This is a genomic window from uncultured Lacinutrix sp., assembly GCF_947500325.1.
Classification (GTDB): domain Bacteria; phylum Bacteroidota; class Bacteroidia; order Flavobacteriales; family Flavobacteriaceae; genus Lacinutrix.
Map to the genome: position 1 here is coordinate 40,208 of NZ_CANMRQ010000007.1, position 25,740 is coordinate 65,947.

Here is a 25,740-nt window from a genome sequence, read left to right on the forward strand (position 1 = left end):
ATAAAATCAATTAGTATTTTTGCGCATGCAACACGACAAAGTACTTATTTTAGATTTCGGATCGCAATACACACAACTTATTGCGCGTAGAGTTAGAGAACTTAACATCTATTCCGAGATACATCCATTCAACAATCCACCAAAAAATGTTAACGATTATAAAGCCGTTGTGCTATCTGGTAGCCCAATGTCTGTAAGGTCTAAAGATGCTTTTCATCCAGACCTTTCAGAGATACGAGGAAAAAAACCAATGTTAGCGGTGTGTTACGGCGCACAATATTTAGCACATTTTTCTGGAGGAGAAGTAGCTGAGTCTAATACACGTGAATACGGTAGAGCAAACTTAAGTTTTGTTAAAGACAATGAAGTGTTTTTAAAAGGTATTAATACTGGGAGTCAAGTATGGATGAGTCATAGTGATACTATTAAAAAGTTGCCTACAAATGCTATGCTCTTAGCTAGTACAAATGATGTAGAGAATGCAGCTTATAAAATTGAAGGAGAAACAACCTATGCTATACAATTTCATCCAGAAGTTTACCACTCGACAGATGGTAAACAATTATTAGAGAACTTTTTAGTAAACATAGCAAATGTAAACCCAGATTGGACACCAGATAGTTTTGTTGAAGAAACGGTAGATGGTTTAAAAGCTCAATTAGGAAATGATAAAGTTGTTTTAGGCTTATCTGGTGGTGTAGATTCTTCTGTAGCAGCAATGTTATTACATAAAGCAATTGGTGAAAACCTATACTGTATTTTTGTAAATAACGGTTTGTTACGTAAAGATGAATTTTCTCAAGTTTTAGAACAATATAAAGGCATGGGATTAAACGTAAAAGGCGTAGATGCCTCAAAACGTTTTCTTGATGCATTAAAAGATGAAAGCGATCCAGAAAAAAAGCGAAAAGCTATAGGTCGTGTTTTTATTGAGGTTTTCGATGATGAAGCCAATCAAATACAAGATGTAAAATGGTTAGCACAGGGTACAATTTATCCAGATGTGATAGAAAGTGTTAGTGCAACTGGAGGCCCAAGTGCAACAATAAAAAGTCATCACAATGTTGGTGGATTACCAGATTTTATGAAATTGAAAATCGTTGAACCTCTTAAAGCTTTATTTAAAGATGAAGTTCGTCGTGTTGGAGGATCAATGGGTATGGATAAACAGTTACTAGGACGTCATCCTTTTCCTGGACCTGGTTTAGCTATTCGTATTCTAGGTGATATTACAGCCGAAAAAGTACGTATTCTACAAGAAGTTGATGCTGTTTTTATTAATGGCTTAAAAGAAGCAGGACTTTATGATAAAGTTTGGCAAGCTGGAGCTATTTTATTACCAGTAAATAGTGTTGGTGTAATGGGAGATGAGCGTACTTATGAAAAATGTGTTGCACTTCGTGCAGTAGAAAGTACAGATGGGATGACAGCAGATTGGGTAAACTTACCATACGAGTTTTTACAAAAAACGAGTAATGATATTATTAATAAAGTAAAAGGAGTTAATAGAGTAGTTTACGATATTAGTAGTAAACCACCAGCAACTATTGAATGGGAATAGAAAATCTTAGGAAAAGGAATCTCATTAATAAGAATTAGCGTATATACATTTAGTGTGTTGCTAAAAGATGGAAAAAAAGCATACATTATTGAAGCTTTCAATTAAAATTCACTTTAAGTAAGACGAAACTTTCTTTGCAAATAACTATACTAATATTGGCGTGCTTGTTAAGTTTGTTTCTTTTTTTGGAACGGTAATTGAATATTAAATAAAAACAGTAATTTGTCGTTCTGTAATTGTATGCAGAATATAAATAATATTGAGAGTCTATTTTTGTGTTTGCAAAAATGAAAACTTAAATCTTATATGAAAAAAATAATATACCTATTCACATTAGTAATGTTCTTTGGTTGTTCTGCAGCTAAGGCGCAAAATTATGTAACCCATAAAGTAAAGTCTGGAGAGACTATTGAGACTATTGCCGAAAAATATAAGGTAACAAAGGAACACATCCATAAATTAAACCCTGATGCAAAAAAGGGCATTAAACAAGATGCGGTACTAATTATAATGAAAACTGGTGGAGTAAGACCAGTAAGAGGTGGCGTTAAACAACCTCCTAAAAAGAAAGTGACAGAAATTAAGGAACTCACTGGGTATAAAAAGCACAAAGTAAAAAGAAAAGAAACATTATATAGTTTATCTAAAAAATATGGTGTTACTGAAGCAGAAATAAAAAAATATAATACTTTTTTATATTCTAATAATTTGAGAAAAGGAGATCGATTACAAATTCCAGTTTTTGAAATAAAAAAGGTTGAAGAGAAATCTACAACAACGACATATACAGTATTGCCAAAAGAAGGTAAATGGAGAATTGCATACAAGTACGGTATTACTGTATTGGAACTTGAAGAACTAAATCCTGGTTTAGCAGAAGTATTACAACCAGGTCAAGTTATTACAGTACCAAATTTAGAAGACAATTCAATAAAACAAGTAGATGAGCAGTATAGTTATTATACTGTTTTACCAAAAGAAGGTTTCTTTCGTTTAAAAATTAAAACAGGGTTAGAGCAAAGTGATTTAGAACGATTAAACCCTGGATTATCTACTTCTGGTTTAAAAGAAGGTATGGTATTAAAAGTACCGTATGGAGCAATAGAAACAGAAAGTGGAGTTGAAACAGTTGTTGATACAACAACTTCAAGTGTTATTAATCTTTCAACAGCTATAAAAGATAGAGAAACAAAAAATATAGTTGTCATGTTACCTTTCGCGTTAAATAAAGTTAACATAGACTCTGTAGTTGATACTAAACAAAAAATTAAAAATAATAGAACTTTAGGTTTAACTTTAGATTTTTACTCAGGTGTTTTAATGGCTTTCGATTCATTAAAAAAAATGGGTGTTAACTTAAAAGTAGATGTATACGATACTCAAAACCGAGAAAGTGAAGTTAATGCTATTATTAGAACTAAAGATTTTACAACAACAGATGTTGTTATTGGTCCATTATTACCAAAAAACTTTAACACAGTAGCATTTGCATTAGAAGGTGAAAATGTACCTATGGTTTCCCCAGTTACCAGAAAAGTAAACATAGGTAATAATGTATTTCAATCAAGACCAGACGCAAAGGTTATGGAAACGAAAATCGTTGATTACTTTGTAGCAGATACTACAGCTCAGGTTATTATTATTTCAGATTCGAAAAGAAAAGTGACAAGTGCTATGCTCAAGACAAAGTTTCCTAAAGCAGCAATGGTAAGTTCAAGGTTAGATAAAAAAACAAAAAAAGATCAATACTATATTCTAGAACAAGATTTACTTGATGTTATAAAACCAGGAAATAATGTTGTGTTTCTTGAAACCGATAATTCTAGTTTTGTGTCTAGTGTATCTAGTATGTTAAATGCATTATTAATAGATGGAACAGATATAGTTTTAACAACTACAAGCCAAAACAAAGCCTTCGAAAATGAAGAAGTGTCTAACTATCACTTATCTAATTTACATTTTACATATCCTTCTATTTCAAAAATAGTAAGTGAAGACTCAAACAATAGTTTTGTTAAAATGTATAAGAAACAACATAAAACATCTCCTAATGCATATGCCATTAGAGGTTTCGATTTAACTATGGATGTAGTTTTACGTTTAGTAACATCTGGCAATTTATATAACTCTGTTATAGATACACCATTTACTTCATATGTTGAAAATAAGTTTTCTTATAAAAAGAAAATGTCCGGAGGTTATTATAATGATAGTGTGTATATAGTGCGTTATAACGACTTAAAAATTGAAGAAATAAAGCAATAATATGCTTGTTTTTGCGTTTTAAAAAATAGTTCCTTAACTATTTAATATGTATAAATTATTTTTAATATTCGCTGCTGTTTTATGTTTCCAAAGTGATACTTCAGAAATTTCTTGGAATCAAAACTACAAACTTACTTGGCAAGATTTTAAAGGAAAACCAAATAAAGAAACAGATGCTGTAGCAGTAACTGCTTCAGGAATAACTTTTGGCTACTCTATTAAAAAGTCTTCTACAAAAGGAATTACTGGTTTCAATACTACAGTTTTGGCACATTTTTATCCTGAGCATTCATGGTGTAAAAAAGATGTAGTAGATGATCATGTTTTAGCACACGAACAATTACATTTTGATATAACAGAGCTTAATACACGTTATTTTAGAGAGAAAATTTCAAAGTTAAAAGTGAGTAATACTATTGCAGATGTATTAAATTCCATACACAAAAAAACTAATGAGGAATTAGAAGCCATGCAGCAACGTTATGATAACGAAAGTGAATATTCTATAAATAAAGAAGGCCAATCTAAATGGTCTACTTTTGTGAGTAAAGAGTTAAAACGTTTGCAGGAGTTTCAATCTCAAAAATAATGATGCTTCAGCCTGACCCTAAATTTTTAATACAATTGGCGCATACTAAAATGCCGTATGGTAAATATAAAGATAGATACTTAATAGATTTACCCGAGTATTATATAGTTTGGTATCATAATAAAGGCTTTCCTAAAGGTAAATTAGGTGACATGTTGGAAACCGTCTATACATTAAAGTTGAATGGTCTAGAAAACTTAATAAGAAATATTAAGAAACAGAATCCTAAGTAGAGATTAAGATTACTGAGTCTTGTTTAAGGATAAATGCTTTATTTTAAAAGAGTTACTCCTATTATTAAAATAAACAAAGGAATAAAAAGTACTATTTGACTCATTACACTCCAAAATAAAAATTGGGTCCATTGCCAAATACCCATTTTAATTGTCTTTTCTTTCTTAGTAATAGTTTTTAATTGATTAAGTTCCATTTTCATAAAGTCAGATTTATTAATTTTTAGGTCAATAATTCCAATATTATTAATTCCTTTTTTATAACCATTAAAAACAGCTCTAGGATGTAACCATAAACTATAACCCATTGCCCATAAACTTAAAAAAACTAAAGGGAAATATTTCCACATTCCGGTAGCGATTTCCCAACCAGATATAAATCCTTCTCCTTTCCATGAAGTATCGCAGTTGTTTAAAATATGCTGAATATCATGAATGTGTATTACTTTTTTTCTGAATTTAGGATTTAGCAATGTTAGACTTATACCAAAAGCTTTCATTTTAAAAGTCTCATTACCAAACCATCATCTTCAGGAATCCCATTTTCTCTATAAAAATGTGTTAGAAGTTTGTCTAATGTCATTTTCAAGTTATTTTATATTATATACAACTCGCTTTTTTAAGTTTAGGTATTTTGTGTTAGAACTAAATTAGTAAAAGAAAACATTTTAGAAGAAAGGTTATAGGGTTTTCTAGATAATTAGAAAATAAACAATGAACGATATATGTTTTTAATGTTTTACGAACAACTCCTTGACTTCATTATATTTCTTTTTTCTAGCCAATAGAGTTTATTAGTTTTTATGCAAAAATAATCAAACTATAAGTGAAAAAAGAAAGCTGCTCGAAAAATGAGCAGCTTTATAATAATTATTTTCCGTGATAGGCTCGTGAAACTTCAAAGCTATCTTCAAACCAATTCCAAAGTATAACTTTCCCATCTTTAACTTTTACACGTAATGCATAAGTAAATTCCTTCGTTTGTTTGTTGGATTTCGTTAATAGACCAACCATTTGGCCAAAGAAAGCAGCTGTATCTCCATTAGATACAGCATCATTCGGTTCCCATTTAATAGTTTTAAAATTTCCTCCAAAAAGGGGCATGAATTTTTCAAGGATTATTTCTTTACCTTTCCAAGGACCAATCCATGGTAAACTTTTATCTCCTGCATTTTGCCATACCATATCATCATGCATTAAACTCATCATTTTATCCATCTCTCCTTTGCCCATAGCATCCATAAAAGCCATTGCAACGTCCATTGTCTCTTTAGACTTTTTATCCATATTGTTGTTTGGTTGATTCCTTTTTAATTGTTTCATTGCAGTTGCCCAATCTTCAACATGATATGTGCTAACAAATTTACCATCTTTCATGGTGTGTCTGTCTATAGTCATGATTTTAAAAGATTTACTCCCATCTGTAGGAACTCCCATAAAATTACCATTTGGAGTTCCGGATGCTATACTTCTAACAATATATACATCACCTTCATTAAATATTTCTTGTGGTTCCCATTTTAAATCTGGAATTACCTTCCAAAAGAATTCTAATTGTCCCATTAATTCTTTTGCGCCTTTTGAATCTAGTGAGCTTGAAGATTTATAGCCTTCTGCTAAAAAAGGTGTTAAAGCTGCTGTAGGCTTTGTCGAATTACTTACAGTTAATGCTTTATTGTAAAATGTAGCAATAGCGTTTCTATTACTTTTGTCTTGAGCTCTATTGGTTTTATTGCAACTTGCAAATAGTATAAATGCAAAGCATATTATTAAATACTTATTCATGATTATTTTATTATTTAATTAATAATTATAATTTATCCTTTTAATTGTTTCATTGCAGTTACCCAATCTTCAACATGAAAAGTATTTACAAACTTTCCATCTTTCATCGTATGAATATCAATGGTCATAATTTTAAAAGATTTGCTGCCATCTGTAGGCAATCCCATAAAATCGCCATTTGGAGTTCCGGTGGCAATGCTTCTAACAACATATAAATCACCTACATTAATGATCTCTTGAGGTTCCCACTTTAAATCTGGAATGATCTTCCAGAAAAATTCTAGTTGCCCCATTAATTGTTCAGCTCCTTTAGATTCTACAGAACCCGATGATTCATATCCATCTGCTAAAATGGGAGATAAAACCTGAGTAGGCCTTGTTTCTGTATTTGTTGTTAATGCTTTACCGTAAAATTTAGTTATTGCCTCTTTATTACCCATACTTTAATTGATTTATTAGATTAATTAATAAAACAAAGGTAAATTTGGCTCTTAAGATTATCAGGGTAAAAAAACTTCTTTTTAGGATAAAAAAAAGAAAGTAAAGCTATTTGTAATTTTCTTTAAATTCCTTAGGCGATAGCCCAGTTTGTTTTCTAAAATATTTAAAAAAGTTAGTCGATACATCAAAACCAGCTTTGTAAGCAATCTCAGTAAATGAGAGTTCTGAGTTAATTAAAAGTCTTTTAATTTGAAGAATAACAATTTCATCAATAAATGACTTAGCGTTTTTACCAATTACATTATGGGTGATATTGTTTAATGTTTTGGTAGTAATTCCCATTTTATTGGCATAATGGGATACTTTTTTACTTTCAAAACAATCTTTTTCTACTAGCTCTTGAAATAAAATAAGTTTTAAATAATATTTTTTGTTAGTGAAATTATCATTTTCATTAGATTTTATTCTAAAAAGCTTAAGTATTAAAAGTTGTATCAAGCTTCTAATTATTTCAATTGAGTGGCAATCATTTAAGCTTAGATGTTCTTTTTCTATTTGGTATACCAGACTTTCAATTTCAATATAATCGTTAGTATTAAGTTGTAATTTTGAAGATCCTAACATCTCATTGAATAATTGAAATAATTTTAAGATTTGAGTTTTGTTTGAATGTCTAATAATAAAATCTTCTGTAAAGACAAGAAGTTTTCCATTAGCATTAGATTTATAAAACTTATGAATATTATTTTTTCTTAAAGTAAAAATAGTACCTTTTTTGTATGAATAATCTACAAAGTTAATATTGTGCTTTCCTTGTTTATCTATGATTAAGAATATGACATAGAAAGAAACTCTGTGGTGGTCAAATTGGTTATGGTCTTTAGGTTTTAATTTAAGAACATCCCTTAAATCTACCAGGTCGAAATAGTAAGTATTTTCCTTTTTTTTGTTAAAAACTATTTCTTTGATATCCATTTTATAGTGAGCTGTAATAATTTTTTCTTCAATTATTGTTAATAGCTAGTAATTAAAATTACTCGTGTTAGTGGAACTAAATTAGTAAATAGAAGAAAAATTGTAGTTTTTTCTATTAAAAATAAAATAAGTGTTAATTCTAAATATTGATTAATATAGTTATTTAGTACAATATTTATTAATCATTCTAATTGCATTAGCTACATTTAATCTCAAATCTGTCATTATTTCAGCATACTGTTTTTTTGTAAATGAAGCTTTAACTTTTTCATTCCACTCATTTGGTAAAATTCCAATAGATTCAAATTCAGAATCTGATTTTAGATGTTCAAAATCATATAATTTGTATGCAATAGCACCTTTTTTTATGGTGTATTCAAATTTAAATTGCACTTCTCCGGCTGAAGCTTCATAATCATTAACATAATAAGAATAGGAATATTCACCTTTAACGAATGATGATTCAATAGCAGCTTCTTTAGATTCGGTTTTAGATTCAATTCCCATAATCATTGCAGAAGTAGAAATACATTCAGACAAATCATAATTACTTTTATTCTCAGTATTGATATTACCAATAAACTGTAAGTTGCCAAATTTGTCATTAGAACTAATTATTTGGCTATAGGCATTTATTGAAAAAGTAAAGAGAATTAATAAGCTGAGCGTTTTAATTGTCATCATTTATATTTTAAGTTCTATACAAAGTTAACTCAAAAATAAAAGCAAAATATATATGTAATCACCTCTTCTTAAAAACACTAATAACTTCCTTTAAAAATAAACTGTCAATCTTTAAGTTTTCCAACTTAAAATTGTAAATTTGCTCGCGTTTAACAACGTACAATGGCAACTAAAACTAAATATATCTTTGTTACTGGTGGCGTAACATCATCTCTTGGAAAAGGGATTATTGCTGCATCTTTAGCAAAACTACTTCAAGCTCAAGGTTACAGAACCACAATTCAAAAACTAGATCCATACATTAATGTCGATCCTGGTACTTTAAATCCATATGAACATGGCGAATGTTATGTTACAGACGATGGTGCAGAAACAGACTTAGATTTAGGGCATTACGAACGGTTCTTAAATGTGCCTACTAGTCAAGCAAATAATGTTACTACAGGTAGAATTTACCAAAGCGTTATAGAAAAAGAACGTCGTGGTGAATTTTTAGGAAAAACAGTTCAAGTGATTCCGCATATTACAGATGAGATTAAACATCGTATTCAACTTTTAGGTAATTCTGGAGAGTACGATATTGTTATTACAGAAATTGGTGGAACAGTTGGTGATATAGAGTCTTTACCTTATGTGGAAACTGTAAGACAGTTAAAATGGGAATTAGGAGAAAATAATGCTTTAGTTATTCACTTAACATTAGTTCCTTATTTATCTGCAGCTGGAGAATTAAAAACAAAGCCAACCCAACATAGTGTAAAAACATTAATGGAAAGTGGAGTGCAAGCAGATATATTAGTTTGTAGAACAGAACATGAATTGCCTACAGATTTAAGAGAGAAATTGGCACGTTTTTGTAATGTAACACCAGAGTCTGTTATTCAATCAATTGATGCTTCTACTATTTACGATGTACCAAATTTAATGCTAGATGAAGGCTTAGATAAAATTGTATTGAAGAAATTAGCTTTAGAAAGTAATACACCTAATTTAGAACGCTGGAATGCTTTTTTAAAATTGCATAAGAATCCTAAATCTGAAGTAACTATTGGTCTTATTGGTAAATATGTAGAACTTCAAGATTCTTATAAATCCATTTTAGAAGCTTTTATTCATGCAGGAGCCGAAAACGAGGTTAAAGTAAATATTGAGTCCATTCACTCAGAATATCTTAACGAAGACAATATAAAATTAAAACTCTCTCATTTAGATGGTGTATTAGTAGCACCAGGTTTTGGTGAACGCGGTATTGAAGGAAAGATTGATGCAGTAAAATACGTAAGGGAAAATAATATTCCTTTTTTAGGAATATGTTTAGGAATGCAAATGGCAGTTATAGAATATTCTCGTAATGTTTTAGGTTTAAAAGATGCAAACTCAACAGAAATGGATGCAGATACTAAAAACCCTGTTATTGATTTAATGGAAGCTCAAAAAACCATTACAGATAAAGGCGGTACTATGCGTTTAGGTGCTTGGGATTGCGAATTGTTAGAGGATAGTATTGTTAAAGGAGTCTATAATAATAAGACTATAGAAGAAAGACATAGACACCGTTACGAATTTAATAGTGATTATAAATCACAAATTGAAAATGCGGGTATGATAGCCACAGGTTTAAATCCTGAAACTAAACTAGTAGAAATAGTAGAAATACCAAGTCATCCTTGGTTTGTTGGTGTACAATATCACCCAGAATATAAGAGTACAGTTGCAAATCCACATCCACTTTTTGTGGCCTTTGTAAAAGCAGCTAGTAAACACAATAAAAATGTAAAAGGTGCCACTATGGCACAAAATAAATAACGGATTACTTTTTGAGTAACTCTAAATACCTCTACAACTAAAAAGTAGGGCGATAGACAATGGAAGAAAAAAAATTTGATTTAAATTCAATTATAGGTTTTGTACTTATTTTCGGAATTCTATTATTCATGATGTGGCAACAAAAACCAACACCAGAAGAAATAGCTGCTGAAGAGAAAGCAAAACAAGAACAAATAGAGGCCGCTAAAGCAGAAGAAGCTAATAAAACTGAAAATGTTAAAGTCACAACGCCGCAAGATTTTTCAAATACACCAGCGTCAGACTCATTACAACAAGTTGCACTTCAAAATAAATTAGGTGCCTTTTCTTATTATACAACAGATGGAGAAACAACTGTTGAAAATGGTGTTTTAGAATTAAAATTTTCTAATAAAGGCGGTCACCTTTCTGAAGTAAAATTGGCTAAGTTCGTTGATTTCGACTCTGTACCAATTTATTTGGTTAAGGATAAAAATGCAAGTTTTAACATAAACTTTGGGACTACAGATAGTCGTATTCAAAATACAAAAGATTTATTTTTTCAACCAACTGTAACTAAGAATGGAGAAAACACTATAGTGTCAATGAAACTAAAAGTGTCTGAATCTAAGTTTTTAGAATACAAATATATTATTAAGCCAAATGACTATATGATTGATTTTACTATTCAATCTCAAGGCTTAAGTAATGTTATAAATGGTTCTCAAGAAGTTAATTTAGATTGGACACAAAAAACGTATCGTCATGATGAGAGTATATCTTATGAGAATAGATATACGCGTTTAACGTACCAGCATGATGGTGGTAAAATAGACAAATTAGCACAAGCAGGAGAAGATGAAGAGATAGAAAAAGATATGGATTGGTTATCGTTTAGACAGCACTTTTTTAGTTCTATCATGACGACAGATAAGCCATTTAAATCAATAGCAATAGCGTCTAAAGATCTAGTTGAAGATGAAGAAATCGATACTGTTTTTACAAAACAATTCTCAGCAAAAACAGCTTTAGCTTTAAATGGTAATGAGATTAATGAAAATTTAGGGCTGTTTTATGGACCAACACAGAGTAAAATTTTAAAAACTTACGATAAAAATTTAGAAGAAAGTATTCCATTTGGTTGGGGGATTTTTGGATGGATTAATAAATTTTTATTCATTCCATTATTTAGTTTTTTAAGCTCATTTTTACCTTATGGTATTGCTATTATTGTAATGACAGTCTTAATTAAATTAGCCATGTCATTTGTACAATACAAGCAATATTTGTCGCAAATGAAGATGAAAATATTAAAGCCAGAATTAGATGCTATTCGTGAAAAGCATAAAGACAATAAAATGAAAGCGCAACAAGAAACTATGGCGTTGCAAAATAAAGCTGGAGCTAGTCCATTAGCTGGGTGTTTACCAGCATTAATACAAATGCCAGTATTCTATGCTTTATTTATGTTTTTCCCAACAGCATTTGCTTTAAGACAAAAAAGTTTCCTTTGGGCAGATGATTTATCTTCTTTTGATTCTATTTATAAGTTTCCAAACGGATTTAGTATTCCTTTATATGGAGATCACATTAGCTTGTTTCCAATATTAGCAGCTATTGCTATTTTCTTTTACATGAAATTAACAACTGGACAACAACAAATGTCTGCTCCACAGCAAGAAGGTATGCCAGATATGGCGAAGATGATGAAATACATGATTTATTTTGCACCAATTATGATGATGGTATTCTTTAATCAATATGCATCGGGATTGAGTTTGTATTATTTTATATCGAACTTAATTAGTATTGGTATTTTAATAGCTATCAAAAATTTCATTTTAGATGAAGAGAAAATATTGGCAGGAATTGAAGCTAGTAAAGCAAAACCTAAGAAAGAAAATAAGTTCCAAAAGAGAATGAAAGCGATGATGGAGCAGGCAGAACAACAAAAAAGAATGCAAGAACAACAGCGTAAAAAGAAATAATACATATTATTTAATTAAAGCTGCCACTTGATAATTCAAGTTTGGCAGCTTTTTTGTTTTATACAATTTGAATAGGCTATAATACGTTATTGTCATTCCTGCTACGGCAGTAAATCTATCTTATAAATAAAAAATATGAATAAATTAATAATCTTCATTTTAGCTTTAATTTCAACGTTTAGTTTTGCGCAAGAAATTAATCAGTTGGATGCTAATGGTAAACGACATGGCGTTTGGAAAAAGAATTTTAAAGGCACAAAAGTGTTGCGTTATGAAGGAGAGTTTAATCATGGAAAAGAATTAGGAACTTTTAAATTTTATAAAAATATAGATGGTAAGTCTGTATTAACTGCAACTAGAACATTTAAGTCTAATAGTAATTTGGCAGAAGTAAGGTTTTATTCGTCTACTAAAAATCTAATTAGTGAAGGCAAAATGAGAGGTAAGACTTATATTGGTAAATGGATATATTACCATAATAAGTCTAAAGTAATAATGAGTGATGAGGTTTATAATGATAAAGGAAAATTAGACGGCGAGAAGAATACATATTATTTAAGCGGGAAAATTGCTGAGAAAGCAAAATATAAATCTGGAAAATTACATGGTGAGTCTAGAACATTTTCTGAGACAGATAAGTTAATGAGCATGTTTAATTATAACCAAGGTGAATTACATGGCCCAGCAAAAATATACGATACTAAAGGTAATATTAAAATGGAAGGTGTCTATCAAAAAGATAGAAGACATGGTATTTGGAAATTTTATAAAAATGGAAAATTAGAAAAAGAAAAAGATTTTACTAGACGTAGTAAGAACCCTTATAAGAAGAAAAAATAAAAAACGCCTCTGTAATAGAGGCGCTTTTAGTTATAATATAAAAGGGATAATTACATTTGTAATGGTAAAATTACTTTATCTATAGCATGCACTACACCATTAACCGCTTGAATATTTACTAGAGTAGTAATAATACCACTAACTCTATTATTTACATCAGTTAATGTAAAAGCAGTATTATCTGCTGTAATATCTCCACCTAGAGTAGTAACAGGGCCATTTGGTAAATCAGTAGATTGCACATTTGCATTTACTATATGGTATAATAAAATAGCATCGGCAGTAGCAGCATCTACATCTGTTAAAGCTGTTAAGTTAAGTTCTGTTAATAAACTAACAAAGGCATCGTTTGTTGGTGCAAATACGGTATATGGACCAGCTGTAGCATCAGATACAGTGTCTATGTATGGTACAGTTGGAGTTCCTGTATCTGCTAATTGTAAAGTAGCTACTAAATTAGATAAATTAGGGTTTGTTGTAGCAAAAGTAGCTATAGTTGGTAGAGTGATTACCTTATTAACTATATGTACTATTCCATTAGTTGCTGCTACATCTGGAGTGCTTACTGTGGCTAAACCATTAAATTGTACCCCATTTGAAGTATCAAAATAAATACTCATTTTATTTCCTCCTGGTGCATCTGCCATAGTATTAGAGTATCCAGAACCAGCAGTCGTTAAATCTGAAGACGTTACCGTACCAGAAATAACATGATTTAATAAAATTTGAGTTAAAGTAGCATTATCAATATCTGCTATACTATTCCATGCTGTATTACTATCTAATAATTCTTGAAAAGCAGCATTTGTTGGTGCTAAAACAGTAAATGGTCCTGTACCACTTAATGTAGTTGCTAAATCTGCTTGAACTACAGCGTCAACAAGAAGACTTAAATCTGCAGTAGCTTGAGCAGTTTGAACGATATTTAATGTAGGTGTTGGATTTGGAATTGGTCCAGATGCATCATCATCATTACTGCATGCAGAAAATGTAAATACGACTAGAACTAACAGAGATAATTTTTTTAATGTTTTCATAGATTTCTTTTTTAGTTTGTTGATTTTTTTTTGATTATATAAACAAGTTCGTCTTTTTGTTTCACGAAATTAACAAAAGATTAAACAAAATTATTTAATGTTTTGTTAATTTTTTTAACTAAAAGGTTCAACAAAATATACGGATTGAAATGGTGTATGGATTTTTAACTTTAAAAAAATATATTTCTCGTATCTTTGTGGGCTATAAAAAATAACATGAAAAAAAGAGTAATAGTTGGGCTTTCAGGAGGTGTAGATTCTAGCGTTGCTGCTTATTTACTTAAAGAGCAAGGTTATGAAGTTATAGGACTTTTTATGAAGAATTGGCACGATGATTCTGTGACAATTTCTGATGAGTGTCCTTGGTTGGATGACAGTAATGATGCCATGTTAGTGGCAGAAAAACTGGGTATTCCATTTCAAACTGTAGATTTAAGTGAGCAGTATAAAGAACGTATAGTAGACTATATGTTTAATGAATACGAAAAAGGAAGGACACCAAATCCAGATGTACTTTGTAATAGAGAAATTAAATTTGATGTCTTTATGAAAATAGCATTAGATCTTGGTGCAGATTATGTTGCTACTGGTCACTATTGTAGAAAAGGAACTATTGAAAAGGATGGAAAAGAAGTCTTTCAGCTTTTAGCAGGAAAAGATAATAATAAGGATCAATCTTATTTTTTATGCCAACTATCACAAGAACAATTATCTAAAGCATTATTTCCTATTGGAGAACTCCAAAAACCAGAAGTTAGAGATATTGCAGCAAAAGCAGATTTAATTACTGCAGATAAAAAAGACTCTCAAGGTTTATGTTTTATAGGAAAAGTGAGGTTGCCAGATTTTCTACAACAGCAATTAAAACCTAAAGAAGGTGTAATTGTAGAAATACCAGCATCTAATGTTAACTATGAAACTTCTTCAGTAAAAACTTTTAATAATAAGACCGAAGAATTACAATACTTGTCTAAAAAAGCAGAATATAATATTGAAGATGGAGAGATAGTAGGTAAACACCAAGGTGCTCATTATTTTACTAAAGGACAACGAAAAGGTTTATCGGTTGGCGGTAAAGTAGAACCTCTTTTTGTGATTGATACAGATGTTAAAGACAATGTAATTTATACAGGTCAAGGTAAAGCACATCCTGGTTTATATAAAAGAGCTCTTTTTGTTTCTAATGATGAATTACATTGGGTAAGACCAGATTTGAAATTAAATACAGATGAAACATTGGAAGTATTAGCACGTATTCGTTATCGTCAAGCCTTAGAAAAAGCAACATTATATAAAGTGGATTCTGGATTATATGTTGAGTTTAAAAACATGCAATCTGCAATTACAGAAGGCCAATTTGTTGCTTGGTATTTGGAAGATGAACTGGTTGGCTCTGGTGTAATTTCATAAAATTATATAGTATCTTTCATATCATGCTAGACTTATCTATGCATCATACAAATAGAAAATATGCAAAACAAAATAACAGAACTTTTTAATATAGAATACCCAATTATTCAAGCTGGAATGATTTGGAATAGTGGTTGGCGTTTAGCTTCTGCTGCAAGTAATTCAGGGATTTTGGGTCTTATTGGAGCTGGAAGCATGTATCCAGATGTATTAAGAGAACACATTCAAAAATGTAAAAAAGCAACTAATAAACCTTTTGGTGTAAACGTCCCAATGTTATATCCTAACATTACAGAAATTATGGATATCATTGTTGAAGAAGACGTTAAAATTGTGTTTACTTCAGCAGGAAACCCTAAAACATGGACCAAATGGTTACAGGATAAAGGTATTACAGTTGTACATGTTGTAAGTAGTGTGAAGTTTGCTTTAAAAGCACAAAATGCTGGAGTAGATGCTATTGTAGCTGAAGGTTTTGAGGCTGGAGGTCATAATGGTAGAGACGAAACTACAACACTTACTCTAATACCAATGGTAAAAGAGCAATTACAAATACCATTAATTGCTGCTGGAGGTATTGCAACTGGTAAGGCTATGCTTGCGTGTATGGTTTTAGGTGCAGATGGAGTTCAAGTAGGAAGTCGTTTTGTTGCTAGTGAAGAATCATCTGCTCATGATGATTTTAAACAAGTTGTAGTAGATGCTAAAGAAGGTGATACGCAATTAACACTTAAAGAATTAGCGCCTGTACGTTTAGTTAAAAATAAGTTCTATAATGAATTACAAGAGTTGTATAAAACTGCACCAACACCAGAACAACTTAAAGAGTTATTAGGTAGAGCTAGAGCAAAACGAGGCATGTTTGAAGGTGATTTAGAAGATGGGGAATTAGAAATAGGGCAAATTGCAGGATTAATACATGATGTAAAGCCAGTAACTAAGATTGTAGAGGAAATGATTACCGAGTTTGAAGAAGCAAAAAAAAGAGTAGTTAGTTTTTAATTCATTAAAAAATGAATAGGGATTATCATTTAATATACTGTAAAATTTGTACAAACAAAGCTATAGATTTAAAAAGAGGGACTTATTGTAGTTTGACTAATAAAATAGCTGATTTTAATGATAATTGTGAAAATTTTAATAAGAATGAAGTTGAGGTTTCTAAAATTAAAGAGAGAATAAAAAAGAAAAAAGAAGCACTTTATTCTTTAAACGAAATTGAGAAGCTTTTATCCAATAATAAACCCAAATATTCAGATTCATCAAAGTTTAAAAGAAGTCAGTACAAGTACAAAGAAGAGACGCTTGGTTTAATCTTTAAAAAAGATAATTTTGATGATTACCTTACAGCAATTGCTGTATTTACTATGTACTTAGTTTTTCTAATGTTTAATTATGATAAAGGATTTGATTTAAGTTATGATTCTACAGTAACAATAGTTAGTGTTTTTTTTTTAATAGTTTTCTTTTATTCATATAAAAAAGCTTTTTATCATAAATATAAACCTGAAATAACTGTTTTAGAAAATGGACTTCTTATAAAAGATAAAACTATTTTTTGGGAGGATATTGTAGAATATGGTATAGAATACCATACTGGAGAATACAGTATTTCAAACTTGGTAATATTTACAATGTCTTCTGGAGTAATAAGAGTAACTGATTTAAGTGAAATAAAAGCTGGAGAAAAAGATATTATTCAAATTATAAAACTTAACCTGCAGTAAAAAAAAGAACTTTATATAACCTACTCGATCCATTTCTATATTAAAAAAAACGTTGGATGTTTATTACATATATTTAGTATAAGTGTAATTTATTAAAAAGCTATGCAAAACTAAATCTAAAGTTTACTTTTGCTAAATGTTTCTAAATAACTACACAAAAGAATTTAAATATAATTGGCAATTAGCAGCACCAGTAATGTTAGGTATGCTTGGCCATACTTTTGTGAGTTTTATAGATAATATTATGGTTGGCCAATTAGGTACTGCTGAGTTAGCCGCTGTATCGTTGGGTAATAGCTTTATGTTTATAGCTATGTCTCTAGGCATTGGTTTTAGTACAGCTATTACACCATTAGTAGCTGAAGCAGATTCTGCTAAAGATTTTAAAGGCGGAAAATCGTCATTAAAACATGGCTTGTTTCTATGTAGTGTTTTAGGAGTTTTACTTTTTTTGTTAGTCTTTTTCGCTAAACCTTTAATGTATTTTATGAAACAACCTGTAGAGGTTGTAGAACTTGCAATTCCATATTTAGATTTAGTAGCTTTTTCTTTAGTCCCACTTATTATTTTTCAAGCGTTTAAACAATTTAGTGATGGTTTATCTATGACAAGGTATCCAATGTATGCAACTATAATTGCTAATATTGCAAATGTGGTTTTAAACTATTTATTAATTTTTGGAAAGTTTGGCTTTCCGGAATTAGGGATTGTAGGTGCTGCATATGGAACATTATTGTCTCGTTTTATAATGCTTTGGTATTTATGGTATTTACTTAGAAAAAAAGAGAAATCGAAAGCTTTTGTCACAAATATTAAACTATTTGTTTTGGATAAATTAATGCTTAGAAAGATTATTAATTTAGGCGCGCCAAGTGCTATGCAAATGTTTTTTGAAGTTGCCATTTTTACAGCAGCTATATGGTTAAGTGGTTTATTAGGGAAAAATCCTCAAGCAGCTAATCAAATTGCTTTAAATTTAAGTTCTATGACATTTATGGTAGCTATGGGATTAAGTGTAGCTTCTATGATTAGAGTAGGTAATCAAAAAGGGTTAAAACAATATTTTGAGTTACGGCGTATTGCATTTTCACTATTTTTATTAGGTACAATTTTAGCTATTGGTTTTGGGTTGATTTTCTTTTTATTCCATGATTATTTACCTAGACTATATGTTGATTTTGACGATGCTATAAATTTTAATGATAATATGGAAGTTGTAAGTATTGCTTCAAAGTTATTATTGGCTGCTGCAATTTTTCAAATAAGTGATAGTATACAAGTTGTTGTTTTGGGAGCATTAAGAGGTTTGCAAGATGTGAAAATACCAACATTAATTACTTTTATAGCTTATTGGATAATAGGGTTTCCTATTAGCTGGTTTTTAGGGAAAGAAGAGGCGTATGGTAGCTTTGGTATTTGGTTAGGGTTACTAGCTGGATTAACTAGTGCTGCACTTTTATTATATATTAGATTTAACTATCTAACAAAAAGATTAATTTTACAAAAAGAAAACTCATAATGACATTACCAAAATTCATACTAGGCGACAATACAGATTTTCCTAATGCAATATTTGTGATTCACACAGAATTCCCAATGTTTATTATAAACCTTGAGGATGATGAAGTAGAATGGCTAGAGGATTTTGACCAACATGATCAAAAACAATTAGAACTAGAGGCAGAAAGTTTGATTGAAGAAGCAACAGCTTTTTATGATAGAGAAGTTTCAAGATATGACGATTAATTTTTATGTTAGAACAATTAATACAGTACGATAAAGAACTTTTTTTATTTTTAAATGGACTAGGAAACTCTACTTGGGATGGTTTCTGGATGTTTTATACTACTAAATTCTATTGGATTCCGCTATATGCGCTTTTAATCTATTTAATTTATAAGAAAAAAATAAGTCTAAAACCCTTTCTTTTAGCGGTTGTAGTAATAGCTTTAATGGTATTAGTAACAGATCAAGTAACTAATATTTTTAAACATGGTTTTGAGAGATATAGACCTTGTCATGATACAAGTTTAATAGATATTATGAGAATTGTTAAAGAGGGTTGTGGTGGTCGTTTTGGTTATTTTTCTGGACATTCTAGTAATTCTATGGCTGTAGCTGTATTTACAGGTTTAGTACTTAGAAATAAATATAAATACCTCGTTTTTATAATGTTATTTTGGGCAGCACTAATGGGATATAGTCGTATTTATATAGGTGTGCATTTTCCTTTAGATGTTATTAGTGGTTTTATTTTTGGGGCAATTACTGGATTTAGCTTTTATAAGTTAGATAAGTATCTTGAAAAGCGTTTTAAAAAACAGTCTTTATAAGGGTTATATTTCTAATATATATAATTATACCAAAAAGGTGAGCAATTATTAAAACTGGATCTTTTCTAAAAAAACCATAGATTAAAATAAGTATTGCTCCAATAAGGCTAAGTACCCAAAAACCTAATGGTAATTTTGATTCTTTTTTTTTCTCAGAATATAACCATTGGTAAATAAAACGAAATGTAAAGATTACTTGAGAAAAAATACCTAATAGCAAAAGCCAATTAGTTACCGTTTTATTTAAGAGTAAGTATTTAATATCAAAGTTGTTATTTATCAACATATAAGTAATCATTCCTATTGGAAATATAACAATAATTACTTGGAAAAATGCGGTAAGCTTTTGCCACTCCTTTTGTAATTGTAAATTTCTAATGTATATAAAATAGGTAAGAACTTGTCCTAACATAATTGGAAAATCATTTCTTAAGTAACCGTAAATAAAAAGCAATATAGAGGCTAATAAACTAAGAACCCAAAAAAGTTTTGGAGTAACAACGCTTTGCTTTTTTTCACTTAATACCCATTGTATTATTAATCTTGAGGAAAATAATAGTTGTGCTAAAAAACCAATACTATATAGTAACCAATTAGTCATTAACTTTTTTAGAAATATGATAGTTTATATAGCGTTTCTTTATCCAAAGGAAAACAAAGCAATCTGTAAAAGGACCGATAGAGCGGTTCCAGAAACCAAATTTTGAAGTGCCAGAAGTTCTTTCAAAATGCTGTACAGGAACCTGTTTAATATTCCCGTTTTGTAATAAAACCATAGCTGGTAAAAACCGATGCATACCTTTAAACATAGGGATGTTTTTTGCATATTCAGTTTTTATTACTTTTAAAGGGCAACCAGTGTCATCTATTCCATCTTTAGTAAAGAGGCGTCTAAAATTATTAGCTAATTTTGAAGACCAGTTTTTTAATAAATTATCTTTTCGTTGATTACGAATTCCTGTTACCAAGTCATAATCATTAATATGTGCTATGAGTAAATTAAAATCGTTTGGAGATGTTTGCAAATCGCTATCTATGTAGCCAATATATTTAGTGTCAATATTATCAAAACCAGCTTTAATTGCAGCACTTAAACCATAGTTTTTATTGAAAGAAATACATGTAAATATTTCATTTCTTTTACATATAGTTTCAATAAGATCTTGGCTGTTATCTAAAGAACCATCATTTACAAACAAAATTTTTGTTTTTTTTAATGCTACTTTAGAGTAGGCTAGTAATTCGGTTTCAACTCGTAATAAATTATCACTTTCGTTATAAACGGGAACAATAATTGTAAATTCATAATTCATAAGACTACATTCATTATTACAAATGTATTCTTTTTTAAACTTTGAATATCTTATTTTTTATAGCATAAATAACTAATCCAATTCTATTTTTTACTTGAAGTTTTAAGAATAATGAATCTCTATACCCATCAATAGTTTTTGGGCTTAAAAACATTTTATCGGCTATTTCTTTATAAGTTAATTCTGTGCAAACGTATTTTATAAATTCAATTTCCCGTTCTTTTAATTTATTTTTAGAATTATTAGAATCTTCATGTAATGTATTTATAAGAATATTAGAGACGTCTTTTGTATGATAATAACCGTTGGAGATAACTTCATTTAAAGCGATTTCAAGAATGTTTTTTTCTACATCTTTTAATAAATAACCTTTGGCTCCAGCTTTTAGCATTTTAATAATAATGTCTTCATCTTCTTCAACAGATAAGGCTATTACTTTTATTTCAGGATAATTCTCTTTTAAATATTGAGTGGTTTCTATACCATTCATTATTGGCATATTCACATCCATAAGTACAATCTCTGGAATGTTTTTTGGTGTTTTTAATTTGGTGGTAAGTTCTTTTCCATTTTTGCATAGATATAATACATTAAAGTTTGCGAATGAATTTACAAGAACACTTATGGCTTGCGAAAGCAATATGTGATCTTCTACAATAACTATATTATGAGTTTTCATGTCTATTTTACTTTAAAAAGAATACGAAATATGTAATTGGGTTCCTTTATCGACGGCTGAATTAATTGTAGCTGTAGCATTAACTAATTGCGCTCTTTTTGTCATATTAGAGATACCTATTCCAGTACTTTTAAGTTCTTTTTTATTAAATCCTTTTCCGTTGTCTTCAGCAATTATGTCTAATTGATCTTCTGTAAATACTAAAATAACTTTTAATTTAGTTGCTTTAGCATGTTTAATAGTATTAGAAAAGAATTCTTGAAGAATCCTAAAAAAAACAATTTCCACTTCATGATCTATTACCTGTTCTTCTCCTTTGGTTATTAAAGTAGCTTCAATATATTGAAGTCTATTTAATCTTTCCATTTCTTGATCTACAGCAGTAGTTAAAGATGTGTTTTTTAATGCTTCGGGGTTTATTGCTTTAGATAGTGTTCTTAATTCTTTTAAACCTTTATCTAAAGTTAGTATAACTTCTTTAATATCTGTATCGTTTTGTAATTGTATTTTTGCTAAAGTTATAAGTTGGCCTATATTATCATGTAATTCCCAACTTATATTTCTAAATGTTTCTTCTCTAATTTCAATTTGTGTTTTAGCAATTTCTTGTTCAAATTGCTTTTCAGTTTCTTTTTGTTCAAGTAATAAACTGTTTTTTCTTCTTTGAAATATTATGAATAGTATAATAATGATAATACATAAAATAACTAATGTTATAATTGCTGCAAGTACAATTTGCCCTTCAGGTGATGTCTTTATTAATATTGCTTGTCCTTTTTGCTGCATATAAATCCGGTAATAAAACAAATATTCATAACAATACTTAAAATAAATTCAACTACTAAAATTTCATTATAGAATGATATATCTTTCCAATAGTAATTTCTAATAATTCTAGTTGATATTTTACCTACAAAATATAATAGAAGTCCTATACTAATCCAAAATAGTAAATTCTTAGATACATAAAGAACTTTATTTGTATTTAAAATTTCTAAAAAATAGAATACAATACTAATTATGATAAATAAGCCTCCAATTATAAAAGGAATAACCTGTATCTTCAATAAATAATCTCTAAAAAAAATACTATCAATGCCTATACTTATTATATAAGTTATAATAAATCCTACAATCCATAGTTTCTGTTTTTCATTTTTTATATAGGTTTTAAATAGAAATAATAAGAATGAAAAATTAATAAAATGATATATATTATATATAATAGTATTATTTCTAAGAATATAGTTCTCAAATAAAAAACGACCTAAAAAACCATTAATAGTTACATACCATAGTACGATTAAAAAGTACTTTAAAAAAGTATGTTTGTATTTATAATAATAAATAGAACCTACTATAGCAGTAATAAGTTCTATATATTTAATTGATTTGCCTAAAGATGTAAACGAAATTTCTAATAGCATAGGTTGAGGTTTGTTAGTGGAAACAAAGATTATTCTGGTGGTGGTGCTAAATCACCTTCATTAAGAATAGTTTTTGTTACATCTTCTCTCATTAATTGACTACTTGTAGTATTACTAGATATTCCAATTCTTTGTGAATTATTACTATTGTTACTATAGAGACTATAGCGTTCATCTTTTTTATATCTTAACATAAGATCATCTAATATTTTAAACTCCCCTTTAAGTGGCATATTAGAATTACTAGGTTGTACTTCAAAAGGTAAATGATTCATTATTTCAAATTCTGTATCATTAAAAGCTGTTTTTACAGTAGGTACCATAAAAATTGTTTGCTTACCTGGGTGTTCTTCATTAGATTGATTAGGGTAGGCCGCAAAATAAATACGTATTCCAGATACTACTTTTTCAGGATTAGCAGAATTAATAGCTTCTATGTAATTTATATATGACTTCATTTTTTCTAAACTAAACCACGCAAATTTAGAGTCTCTAAACTCATTATTATTATAACGATCTTTTAGTATGTCGTCTAATAAATCTATTCTATCTGTTTTATATAACTCTTTAATATTATTAGCACGATCCGATGAAATAAGATGATTTGCAAGTACTTCAGGATTAAAAGGTGATATGTGTAAAGATTTACAACAGACTAATAATATAGCTGCAAAAATAACGGTTAATAAAAGGTGTTTTTTTTTCATAATAGAATAATAATGGTTGTTTGCCAAAATTAGTTTAATAGTGAATATGTTAAAAGGGTGTTTTCCCCCTTTATAAAGAGTTTTATCTCTGTATTCGTTAAAAGCATGTAAAAAGATATATTCTTAAATGTTATGGACTAATTTTTTCGATACTATAATTTAAGCGCGAGAAGTTTTATAAAGTGGTTAGATAAACCTATTATTTAAGTTTTAGAGAAGTGAAACGGTAGTTATTAATCTAATTTTTTAATGATAATAAATATTCTGCAGCTACAAAAGGAGTCGTCTCGTTATTTTCCACTAGTTCTAACTGTTTTTGTAGTTCTTTTTTAATATCTATATGATTAAAGAAGTCACTTTTTAATTGCTCTTCAATAGTTTGTAATAACCAAAATTTATTTTGCTCATTACGTTTAATATTAAAATAGTCATTTTTGGAAGTTAGGGAAATATAATCTGAAATGATGCCCCATATGGTATCTATACCATCTTCTTTAATAGCACTACATGTTGTAACTTTTGGAGTCCATGTTGATGCTTTTTGTGGGTATAAGTGTAAGGCTCGATTAAATTCAACTTTTGCCAGTTTAGCACGTTTAATATTATCTCCATCTGCTTTATTAATAGCAATCATGTCTGCCATTTCAATAATACCACGTTTAATACCTTGTAATTCGTCTCCAGCTCCAGCAAGTTTTAATAACAAAAAGAAATCTACCATACTATGAACAGCAGTTTCACTTTGACCAACACCAACAGTTTCAATAATAATAGTATTAAATCCAGCAGCTTCACAAAGTATAATCGTTTCTCTTGTTTTGCGAGCTACACCACCAAGAGAGTCTCCAGAAGCAGAAGGGCGAATAAAAGCATTAGTATTTTTTACTAAATCTTCCATTCTAGTTTTATCTCCAAGAATACTGCCTTTGGTTAAAGTGCTACTTGGGTCTACAGCTAACACAGCTACTTTTTTACTCGTATTGGTTAAATAACTACCAAAAGCTTCTATAAAAGTACTTTTTCCAACACCAGGAACACCAGTAATACCTATACGAATTGATTGATTTGCATAAGGTAAACAGGCTTTTATAATAGCATTTGCTTGTTTTAAATGTTTTGGATTTTTGCTTTCTACTAAAGTGATAGCTTGACTTAGAGCGGTTATATTACCCTTTAAAATATCAGAAACTAAAGCTTCAGCAGTGCGTCTTTTTTTACGATTTTTTTTAATTCTTGAAATAGAATTAGCATTAGTTATTTCTGGAGGAGAAATACCATCATTTTCTTTCAATGCTGATTTTTTTGAATCTAAACTCAAAGTCTTTATTATCTATTACTTTAAAGGCACAACAATCTTTGCAAAATCCCAAGCCATTGTTAAAGATAAGTTATCTGTAGAATTATCAAAAGCAATAGTAAATTGTTCTACGGGCTTTTTTAAATGTTCAACTGGAGCCGTATAAGTTACAACATCAAAATCTGGCTCACGCATAGGCTTCATGGTCTCATCAACACCCCATTTATATTGTTTAGAATTAAACATCACATTCCAAGAAGTATCGTTAGGAATGCTCCATAAAGTATATTTTCCAGCTGGCAAGGAGTCATTTCCTATTTTTAACGCTTTATTGGTTTCAAAAGTTGTAGCTTCATTAGCACCAGTTCGCCATACTTTATTAAATGGTACTAAAGCTCCAAATATATCTCGATTTCTTTTAGAGGGTCTATTGTAAAAAACTTCCAATTCTATATCATCCACTTCAAAAACTACAGTTTTTTTAGGACTTAAAGGCTTATTTAATATGCCTCCATTAAAATAAGAGTAACAAAATGTGCCAACAGCTGCAAGTAAAAGCACGACTATAAGTCGTTTTAAGAAATTCATTTAATAAAAAATTTAAAGGTTAAAGATACTTCAAAAAGTGGCTGTTAGTCAATATAAAACGATAATTTATTTACAA

The 25,740-nt window shown here is 29.6% G+C and carries 27 protein-coding genes; 13 read left to right on the top strand and 14 right to left on the bottom strand.

Going from position 1 to position 25,740, the window contains the following annotated elements; all coding sequences use genetic code 11:
* Positions 1 to 25 precede the first annotated feature (25 nt).
* The 4 genes from guaA (at position 26) to Q0997_RS10400 (ending at position 4,648) form a co-directional block, all read left to right on the top strand.
* Positions 26 to 1,561 carry a glutamine-hydrolyzing GMP synthase gene (gene guaA / locus Q0997_RS10385; protein ID WP_299888456.1) on the top strand — a complete coding sequence of 512 codons (1,536 nt, stop codon included), beginning with the start codon at positions 26 to 28 and terminating at the stop codon, positions 1,559 to 1,561.
* Between the two features lie 306 nt (positions 1,562 to 1,867).
* Positions 1,868 to 3,826, top strand: coding sequence for a LysM peptidoglycan-binding domain-containing protein (locus Q0997_RS10390; protein ID WP_299888459.1), 1,959 nt, complete (start codon positions 1,868 to 1,870; stop codon positions 3,824 to 3,826).
* A 46-nt stretch (positions 3,827 to 3,872) separates the two neighbouring features.
* Positions 3,873 to 4,415, top strand: coding sequence for a hypothetical protein (locus Q0997_RS10395; protein WP_299888462.1), 543 nt, complete (start codon positions 3,873 to 3,875; stop codon positions 4,413 to 4,415).
* Between the two features lie 2 nt (positions 4,416 to 4,417).
* Positions 4,418 to 4,648 carry a DUF3820 family protein gene (locus Q0997_RS10400; RefSeq protein ID WP_299888857.1) on the top strand — a complete coding sequence of 77 codons (231 nt, stop codon included), beginning with the start codon at positions 4,418 to 4,420 and terminating at the stop codon, positions 4,646 to 4,648.
* Between the two features lie 38 nt (positions 4,649 to 4,686).
* Here the strand turns inward: Q0997_RS10400 and Q0997_RS10405 are convergent, their stop codons facing one another.
* The 5 genes from Q0997_RS10405 to Q0997_RS10425 all read right to left on the bottom strand — a co-directional run bounded on the left by Q0997_RS10405 (position 4,687) and on the right by Q0997_RS10425 (position 8,533).
* On the bottom strand, positions 4,687 to 5,148 hold the full coding sequence (locus Q0997_RS10405) for a hypothetical protein (RefSeq protein WP_299888465.1): 462 nt from the start codon (positions 5,146 to 5,148) through the stop codon (positions 4,687 to 4,689).
* A 370-nt stretch (positions 5,149 to 5,518) separates the two neighbouring features.
* Positions 5,519 to 6,433, bottom strand: coding sequence for a nuclear transport factor 2 family protein (locus tag Q0997_RS10410; RefSeq protein WP_299888468.1), 915 nt, complete (start codon positions 6,431 to 6,433; stop codon positions 5,519 to 5,521).
* Between the two features lie 32 nt (positions 6,434 to 6,465).
* A complete protein-coding gene (locus Q0997_RS10415; RefSeq protein ID WP_299888471.1) occupies positions 6,466 to 6,873 on the bottom strand; it encodes an ester cyclase in 408 nt (135 codons plus the stop codon).
* 106 nt (positions 6,874 to 6,979) lie between these two features.
* On the bottom strand, positions 6,980 to 7,849 hold the full coding sequence (locus tag Q0997_RS10420; RefSeq protein WP_299888474.1) for a helix-turn-helix domain-containing protein: 870 nt from the start codon (positions 7,847 to 7,849) through the stop codon (positions 6,980 to 6,982).
* 159 nt (positions 7,850 to 8,008) lie between these two features.
* Positions 8,009 to 8,533, bottom strand: a complete 525-nt coding sequence (locus tag Q0997_RS10425) for a hypothetical protein (RefSeq protein WP_299888477.1) — start codon at positions 8,531 to 8,533, stop codon at positions 8,009 to 8,011.
* 162 nt (positions 8,534 to 8,695) lie between these two features.
* Between Q0997_RS10425 and Q0997_RS10430 the strand changes: the two genes are divergently transcribed.
* From Q0997_RS10430 to Q0997_RS10440, 3 genes are all read left to right on the top strand, one after another.
* A complete protein-coding gene (locus tag Q0997_RS10430; protein ID WP_299888480.1) occupies positions 8,696 to 10,339 on the top strand; it encodes a CTP synthase in 1,644 nt (547 codons plus the stop codon).
* Between the two features lie 59 nt (positions 10,340 to 10,398).
* A complete protein-coding gene (gene yidC, locus Q0997_RS10435; protein WP_299888488.1) occupies positions 10,399 to 12,306 on the top strand; it encodes a membrane protein insertase YidC in 1,908 nt (635 codons plus the stop codon).
* A 135-nt stretch (positions 12,307 to 12,441) separates the two neighbouring features.
* Positions 12,442 to 13,146, top strand: a complete 705-nt coding sequence (locus tag Q0997_RS10440; protein ID WP_299888489.1) for a toxin-antitoxin system YwqK family antitoxin — start codon at positions 12,442 to 12,444, stop codon at positions 13,144 to 13,146.
* A 50-nt stretch (positions 13,147 to 13,196) separates the two neighbouring features.
* Here the strand turns inward: Q0997_RS10440 and Q0997_RS10445 are convergent, their stop codons facing one another.
* Positions 13,197 to 14,183, bottom strand: coding sequence for a fasciclin domain-containing protein (locus Q0997_RS10445; RefSeq protein ID WP_299888490.1), 987 nt, complete (start codon positions 14,181 to 14,183; stop codon positions 13,197 to 13,199).
* 204 nt (positions 14,184 to 14,387) lie between these two features.
* Here Q0997_RS10445 and mnmA point away from each other — a divergent pair, with 204 nt between their 5' ends.
* The 6 genes from mnmA to Q0997_RS10475 all read left to right on the top strand — a co-directional run bounded on the left by mnmA (position 14,388) and on the right by Q0997_RS10475 (position 19,653).
* Positions 14,388 to 15,593, top strand: a complete 1,206-nt coding sequence (gene mnmA / locus Q0997_RS10450; RefSeq protein ID WP_299888860.1) for a tRNA 2-thiouridine(34) synthase MnmA — start codon at positions 14,388 to 14,390, stop codon at positions 15,591 to 15,593.
* Between the two features lie 60 nt (positions 15,594 to 15,653).
* Positions 15,654 to 16,595: a nitronate monooxygenase gene (locus Q0997_RS10455; RefSeq protein ID WP_299888491.1), complete on the top strand. Its 942-nt coding sequence runs from the start codon at positions 15,654 to 15,656 to the stop codon at positions 16,593 to 16,595.
* Between the two features lie 11 nt (positions 16,596 to 16,606).
* Positions 16,607 to 17,320: a hypothetical protein gene (locus Q0997_RS10460; RefSeq protein WP_299888493.1), complete on the top strand. Its 714-nt coding sequence runs from the start codon at positions 16,607 to 16,609 to the stop codon at positions 17,318 to 17,320.
* A gap of 136 nt (positions 17,321 to 17,456) precedes the next feature.
* Positions 17,457 to 18,839, top strand: coding sequence for an MATE family efflux transporter (locus Q0997_RS10465; RefSeq protein WP_299888494.1), 1,383 nt, complete (start codon positions 17,457 to 17,459; stop codon positions 18,837 to 18,839).
* Complete coding sequence (locus Q0997_RS10470) at positions 18,839 to 19,066, top strand: hypothetical protein (protein WP_299888495.1); 228 nt, start codon at positions 18,839 to 18,841, stop codon at positions 19,064 to 19,066. Before Q0997_RS10465 ends, Q0997_RS10470 begins: the two co-directional genes overlap by 1 nt.
* 5 nt (positions 19,067 to 19,071) lie before the next feature.
* Positions 19,072 to 19,653: a phosphatase PAP2 family protein gene (locus Q0997_RS10475; protein ID WP_299888497.1), complete on the top strand. Its 582-nt coding sequence runs from the start codon at positions 19,072 to 19,074 to the stop codon at positions 19,651 to 19,653.
* Here Q0997_RS10475 and Q0997_RS10480 read toward each other — a convergent pair.
* The 8 genes from Q0997_RS10480 to Q0997_RS10515 form a co-directional block, all read right to left on the bottom strand.
* Positions 19,634 to 20,254 (bottom strand): lipid-A-disaccharide synthase N-terminal domain-containing protein, encoded by a 621-nt coding sequence (locus tag Q0997_RS10480; RefSeq protein ID WP_299888499.1) that lies wholly within the window; start codon positions 20,252 to 20,254, stop codon positions 19,634 to 19,636. The two genes, Q0997_RS10475 and Q0997_RS10480, sit on opposite strands and share 20 nt — an antisense overlap.
* On the bottom strand, positions 20,247 to 20,966 hold the full coding sequence (locus Q0997_RS10485; RefSeq protein ID WP_299888501.1) for a glycosyltransferase: 720 nt from the start codon (positions 20,964 to 20,966) through the stop codon (positions 20,247 to 20,249). The genes Q0997_RS10480 and Q0997_RS10485 overlap by 8 nt, the downstream gene beginning before the upstream one ends.
* Before the next feature lie 34 nt (positions 20,967 to 21,000).
* Positions 21,001 to 21,645, bottom strand: coding sequence for a response regulator transcription factor (locus tag Q0997_RS10490; RefSeq protein WP_299888503.1), 645 nt, complete (start codon positions 21,643 to 21,645; stop codon positions 21,001 to 21,003).
* Between the two features lie 12 nt (positions 21,646 to 21,657).
* Complete coding sequence (locus Q0997_RS10495) at positions 21,658 to 22,431, bottom strand: ATP-binding protein (protein WP_299888506.1); 774 nt, start codon at positions 22,429 to 22,431, stop codon at positions 21,658 to 21,660.
* Positions 22,404 to 23,072 (bottom strand): hypothetical protein, encoded by a 669-nt coding sequence (locus Q0997_RS10500; protein WP_299888508.1) that lies wholly within the window; start codon positions 23,070 to 23,072, stop codon positions 22,404 to 22,406. The genes Q0997_RS10495 and Q0997_RS10500 overlap by 28 nt, the downstream gene beginning before the upstream one ends.
* Before the next feature lie 29 nt (positions 23,073 to 23,101).
* On the bottom strand, positions 23,102 to 23,779 hold the full coding sequence (locus tag Q0997_RS10505) for a hypothetical protein (RefSeq protein WP_299888510.1): 678 nt from the start codon (positions 23,777 to 23,779) through the stop codon (positions 23,102 to 23,104).
* 238 nt (positions 23,780 to 24,017) lie between these two features.
* The gene (meaB, locus tag Q0997_RS10510; protein WP_299888513.1) at positions 24,018 to 25,097 is read right to left on the bottom strand and encodes a methylmalonyl Co-A mutase-associated GTPase MeaB; all 1,080 of its coding nucleotides are present in this window, start codon (positions 25,095 to 25,097) and stop codon (positions 24,018 to 24,020) included.
* Between the two features lie 15 nt (positions 25,098 to 25,112).
* Positions 25,113 to 25,664 carry a DUF2911 domain-containing protein gene (locus Q0997_RS10515; protein WP_299888516.1) on the bottom strand — a complete coding sequence of 184 codons (552 nt, stop codon included), beginning with the start codon at positions 25,662 to 25,664 and terminating at the stop codon, positions 25,113 to 25,115.
* Positions 25,665 to 25,740: the final 76 nt, after the last annotated feature.

Excerpts from the sequence above, each read along its gene's own strand:
- Q0997_RS10455 (WP_299888491.1), top strand. The coding sequence starts at position 15,654 with ATGCAAAACAAAATAACAGAACTTTTTAATATAGAATACCCAATTATT.
- Q0997_RS10470 (WP_299888495.1), top strand. The coding sequence starts at position 18,839 with ATGACATTACCAAAATTCATACTAGGCGACAATACAGATTTTCCTAAT.
- Q0997_RS10440 (WP_299888489.1), top strand. The coding sequence starts at position 12,442 with ATGAATAAATTAATAATCTTCATTTTAGCTTTAATTTCAACGTTTAGT.
- Q0997_RS10395 (WP_299888462.1), top strand. The coding sequence starts at position 3,873 with ATGTATAAATTATTTTTAATATTCGCTGCTGTTTTATGTTTCCAAAGT.
- Q0997_RS10425 (WP_299888477.1), bottom strand. The coding sequence starts at position 8,533 with ATGATGACAATTAAAACGCTCAGCTTATTAATTCTCTTTACTTTTTCA.
- Q0997_RS10500 (WP_299888508.1), bottom strand. The coding sequence starts at position 23,072 with ATGCTATTAGAAATTTCGTTTACATCTTTAGGCAAATCAATTAAATAT.
- Q0997_RS10430 (WP_299888480.1), top strand. The coding sequence starts at position 8,696 with ATGGCAACTAAAACTAAATATATCTTTGTTACTGGTGGCGTAACATCA.
- yidC (WP_299888488.1), top strand. The coding sequence starts at position 10,399 with ATGGAAGAAAAAAAATTTGATTTAAATTCAATTATAGGTTTTGTACTT.
- Q0997_RS10390 (WP_299888459.1), top strand. The coding sequence starts at position 1,868 with ATGAAAAAAATAATATACCTATTCACATTAGTAATGTTCTTTGGTTGT.
- Q0997_RS10485 (WP_299888501.1), bottom strand. The coding sequence starts at position 20,966 with ATGAATTATGAATTTACAATTATTGTTCCCGTTTATAACGAAAGTGAT.
- guaA (WP_299888456.1), top strand. The coding sequence starts at position 26 with ATGCAACACGACAAAGTACTTATTTTAGATTTCGGATCGCAATACACA.
- Q0997_RS10445 (WP_299888490.1), bottom strand. The coding sequence starts at position 14,183 with ATGAAAACATTAAAAAAATTATCTCTGTTAGTTCTAGTCGTATTTACA.
- Q0997_RS10475 (WP_299888497.1), top strand. The coding sequence starts at position 19,072 with ATGTTAGAACAATTAATACAGTACGATAAAGAACTTTTTTTATTTTTA.
- Q0997_RS10480 (WP_299888499.1), bottom strand. The coding sequence starts at position 20,254 with ATGACTAATTGGTTACTATATAGTATTGGTTTTTTAGCACAACTATTA.
- Q0997_RS10495 (WP_299888506.1), bottom strand. The coding sequence starts at position 22,431 with ATGCAGCAAAAAGGACAAGCAATATTAATAAAGACATCACCTGAAGGG.
- Q0997_RS10415 (WP_299888471.1), bottom strand. The coding sequence starts at position 6,873 with ATGGGTAATAAAGAGGCAATAACTAAATTTTACGGTAAAGCATTAACA.
- Q0997_RS10490 (WP_299888503.1), bottom strand. The coding sequence starts at position 21,645 with ATGAAAACTCATAATATAGTTATTGTAGAAGATCACATATTGCTTTCG.
- Q0997_RS10515 (WP_299888516.1), bottom strand. The coding sequence starts at position 25,664 with ATGAATTTCTTAAAACGACTTATAGTCGTGCTTTTACTTGCAGCTGTT.
- Q0997_RS10405 (WP_299888465.1), bottom strand. The coding sequence starts at position 5,148 with ATGAAAGCTTTTGGTATAAGTCTAACATTGCTAAATCCTAAATTCAGA.
- Q0997_RS10465 (WP_299888494.1), top strand. The coding sequence starts at position 17,457 with ATGTTTCTAAATAACTACACAAAAGAATTTAAATATAATTGGCAATTA.
- Q0997_RS10410 (WP_299888468.1), bottom strand. The coding sequence starts at position 6,433 with ATGAATAAGTATTTAATAATATGCTTTGCATTTATACTATTTGCAAGT.
- Q0997_RS10460 (WP_299888493.1), top strand. The coding sequence starts at position 16,607 with ATGAATAGGGATTATCATTTAATATACTGTAAAATTTGTACAAACAAA.
- Q0997_RS10505 (WP_299888510.1), bottom strand. The coding sequence starts at position 23,779 with ATGAAAAAAAAACACCTTTTATTAACCGTTATTTTTGCAGCTATATTA.
- Q0997_RS10400 (WP_299888857.1), top strand. The coding sequence starts at position 4,418 with ATGCTTCAGCCTGACCCTAAATTTTTAATACAATTGGCGCATACTAAA.
- Q0997_RS10420 (WP_299888474.1), bottom strand. The coding sequence starts at position 7,849 with ATGGATATCAAAGAAATAGTTTTTAACAAAAAAAAGGAAAATACTTAC.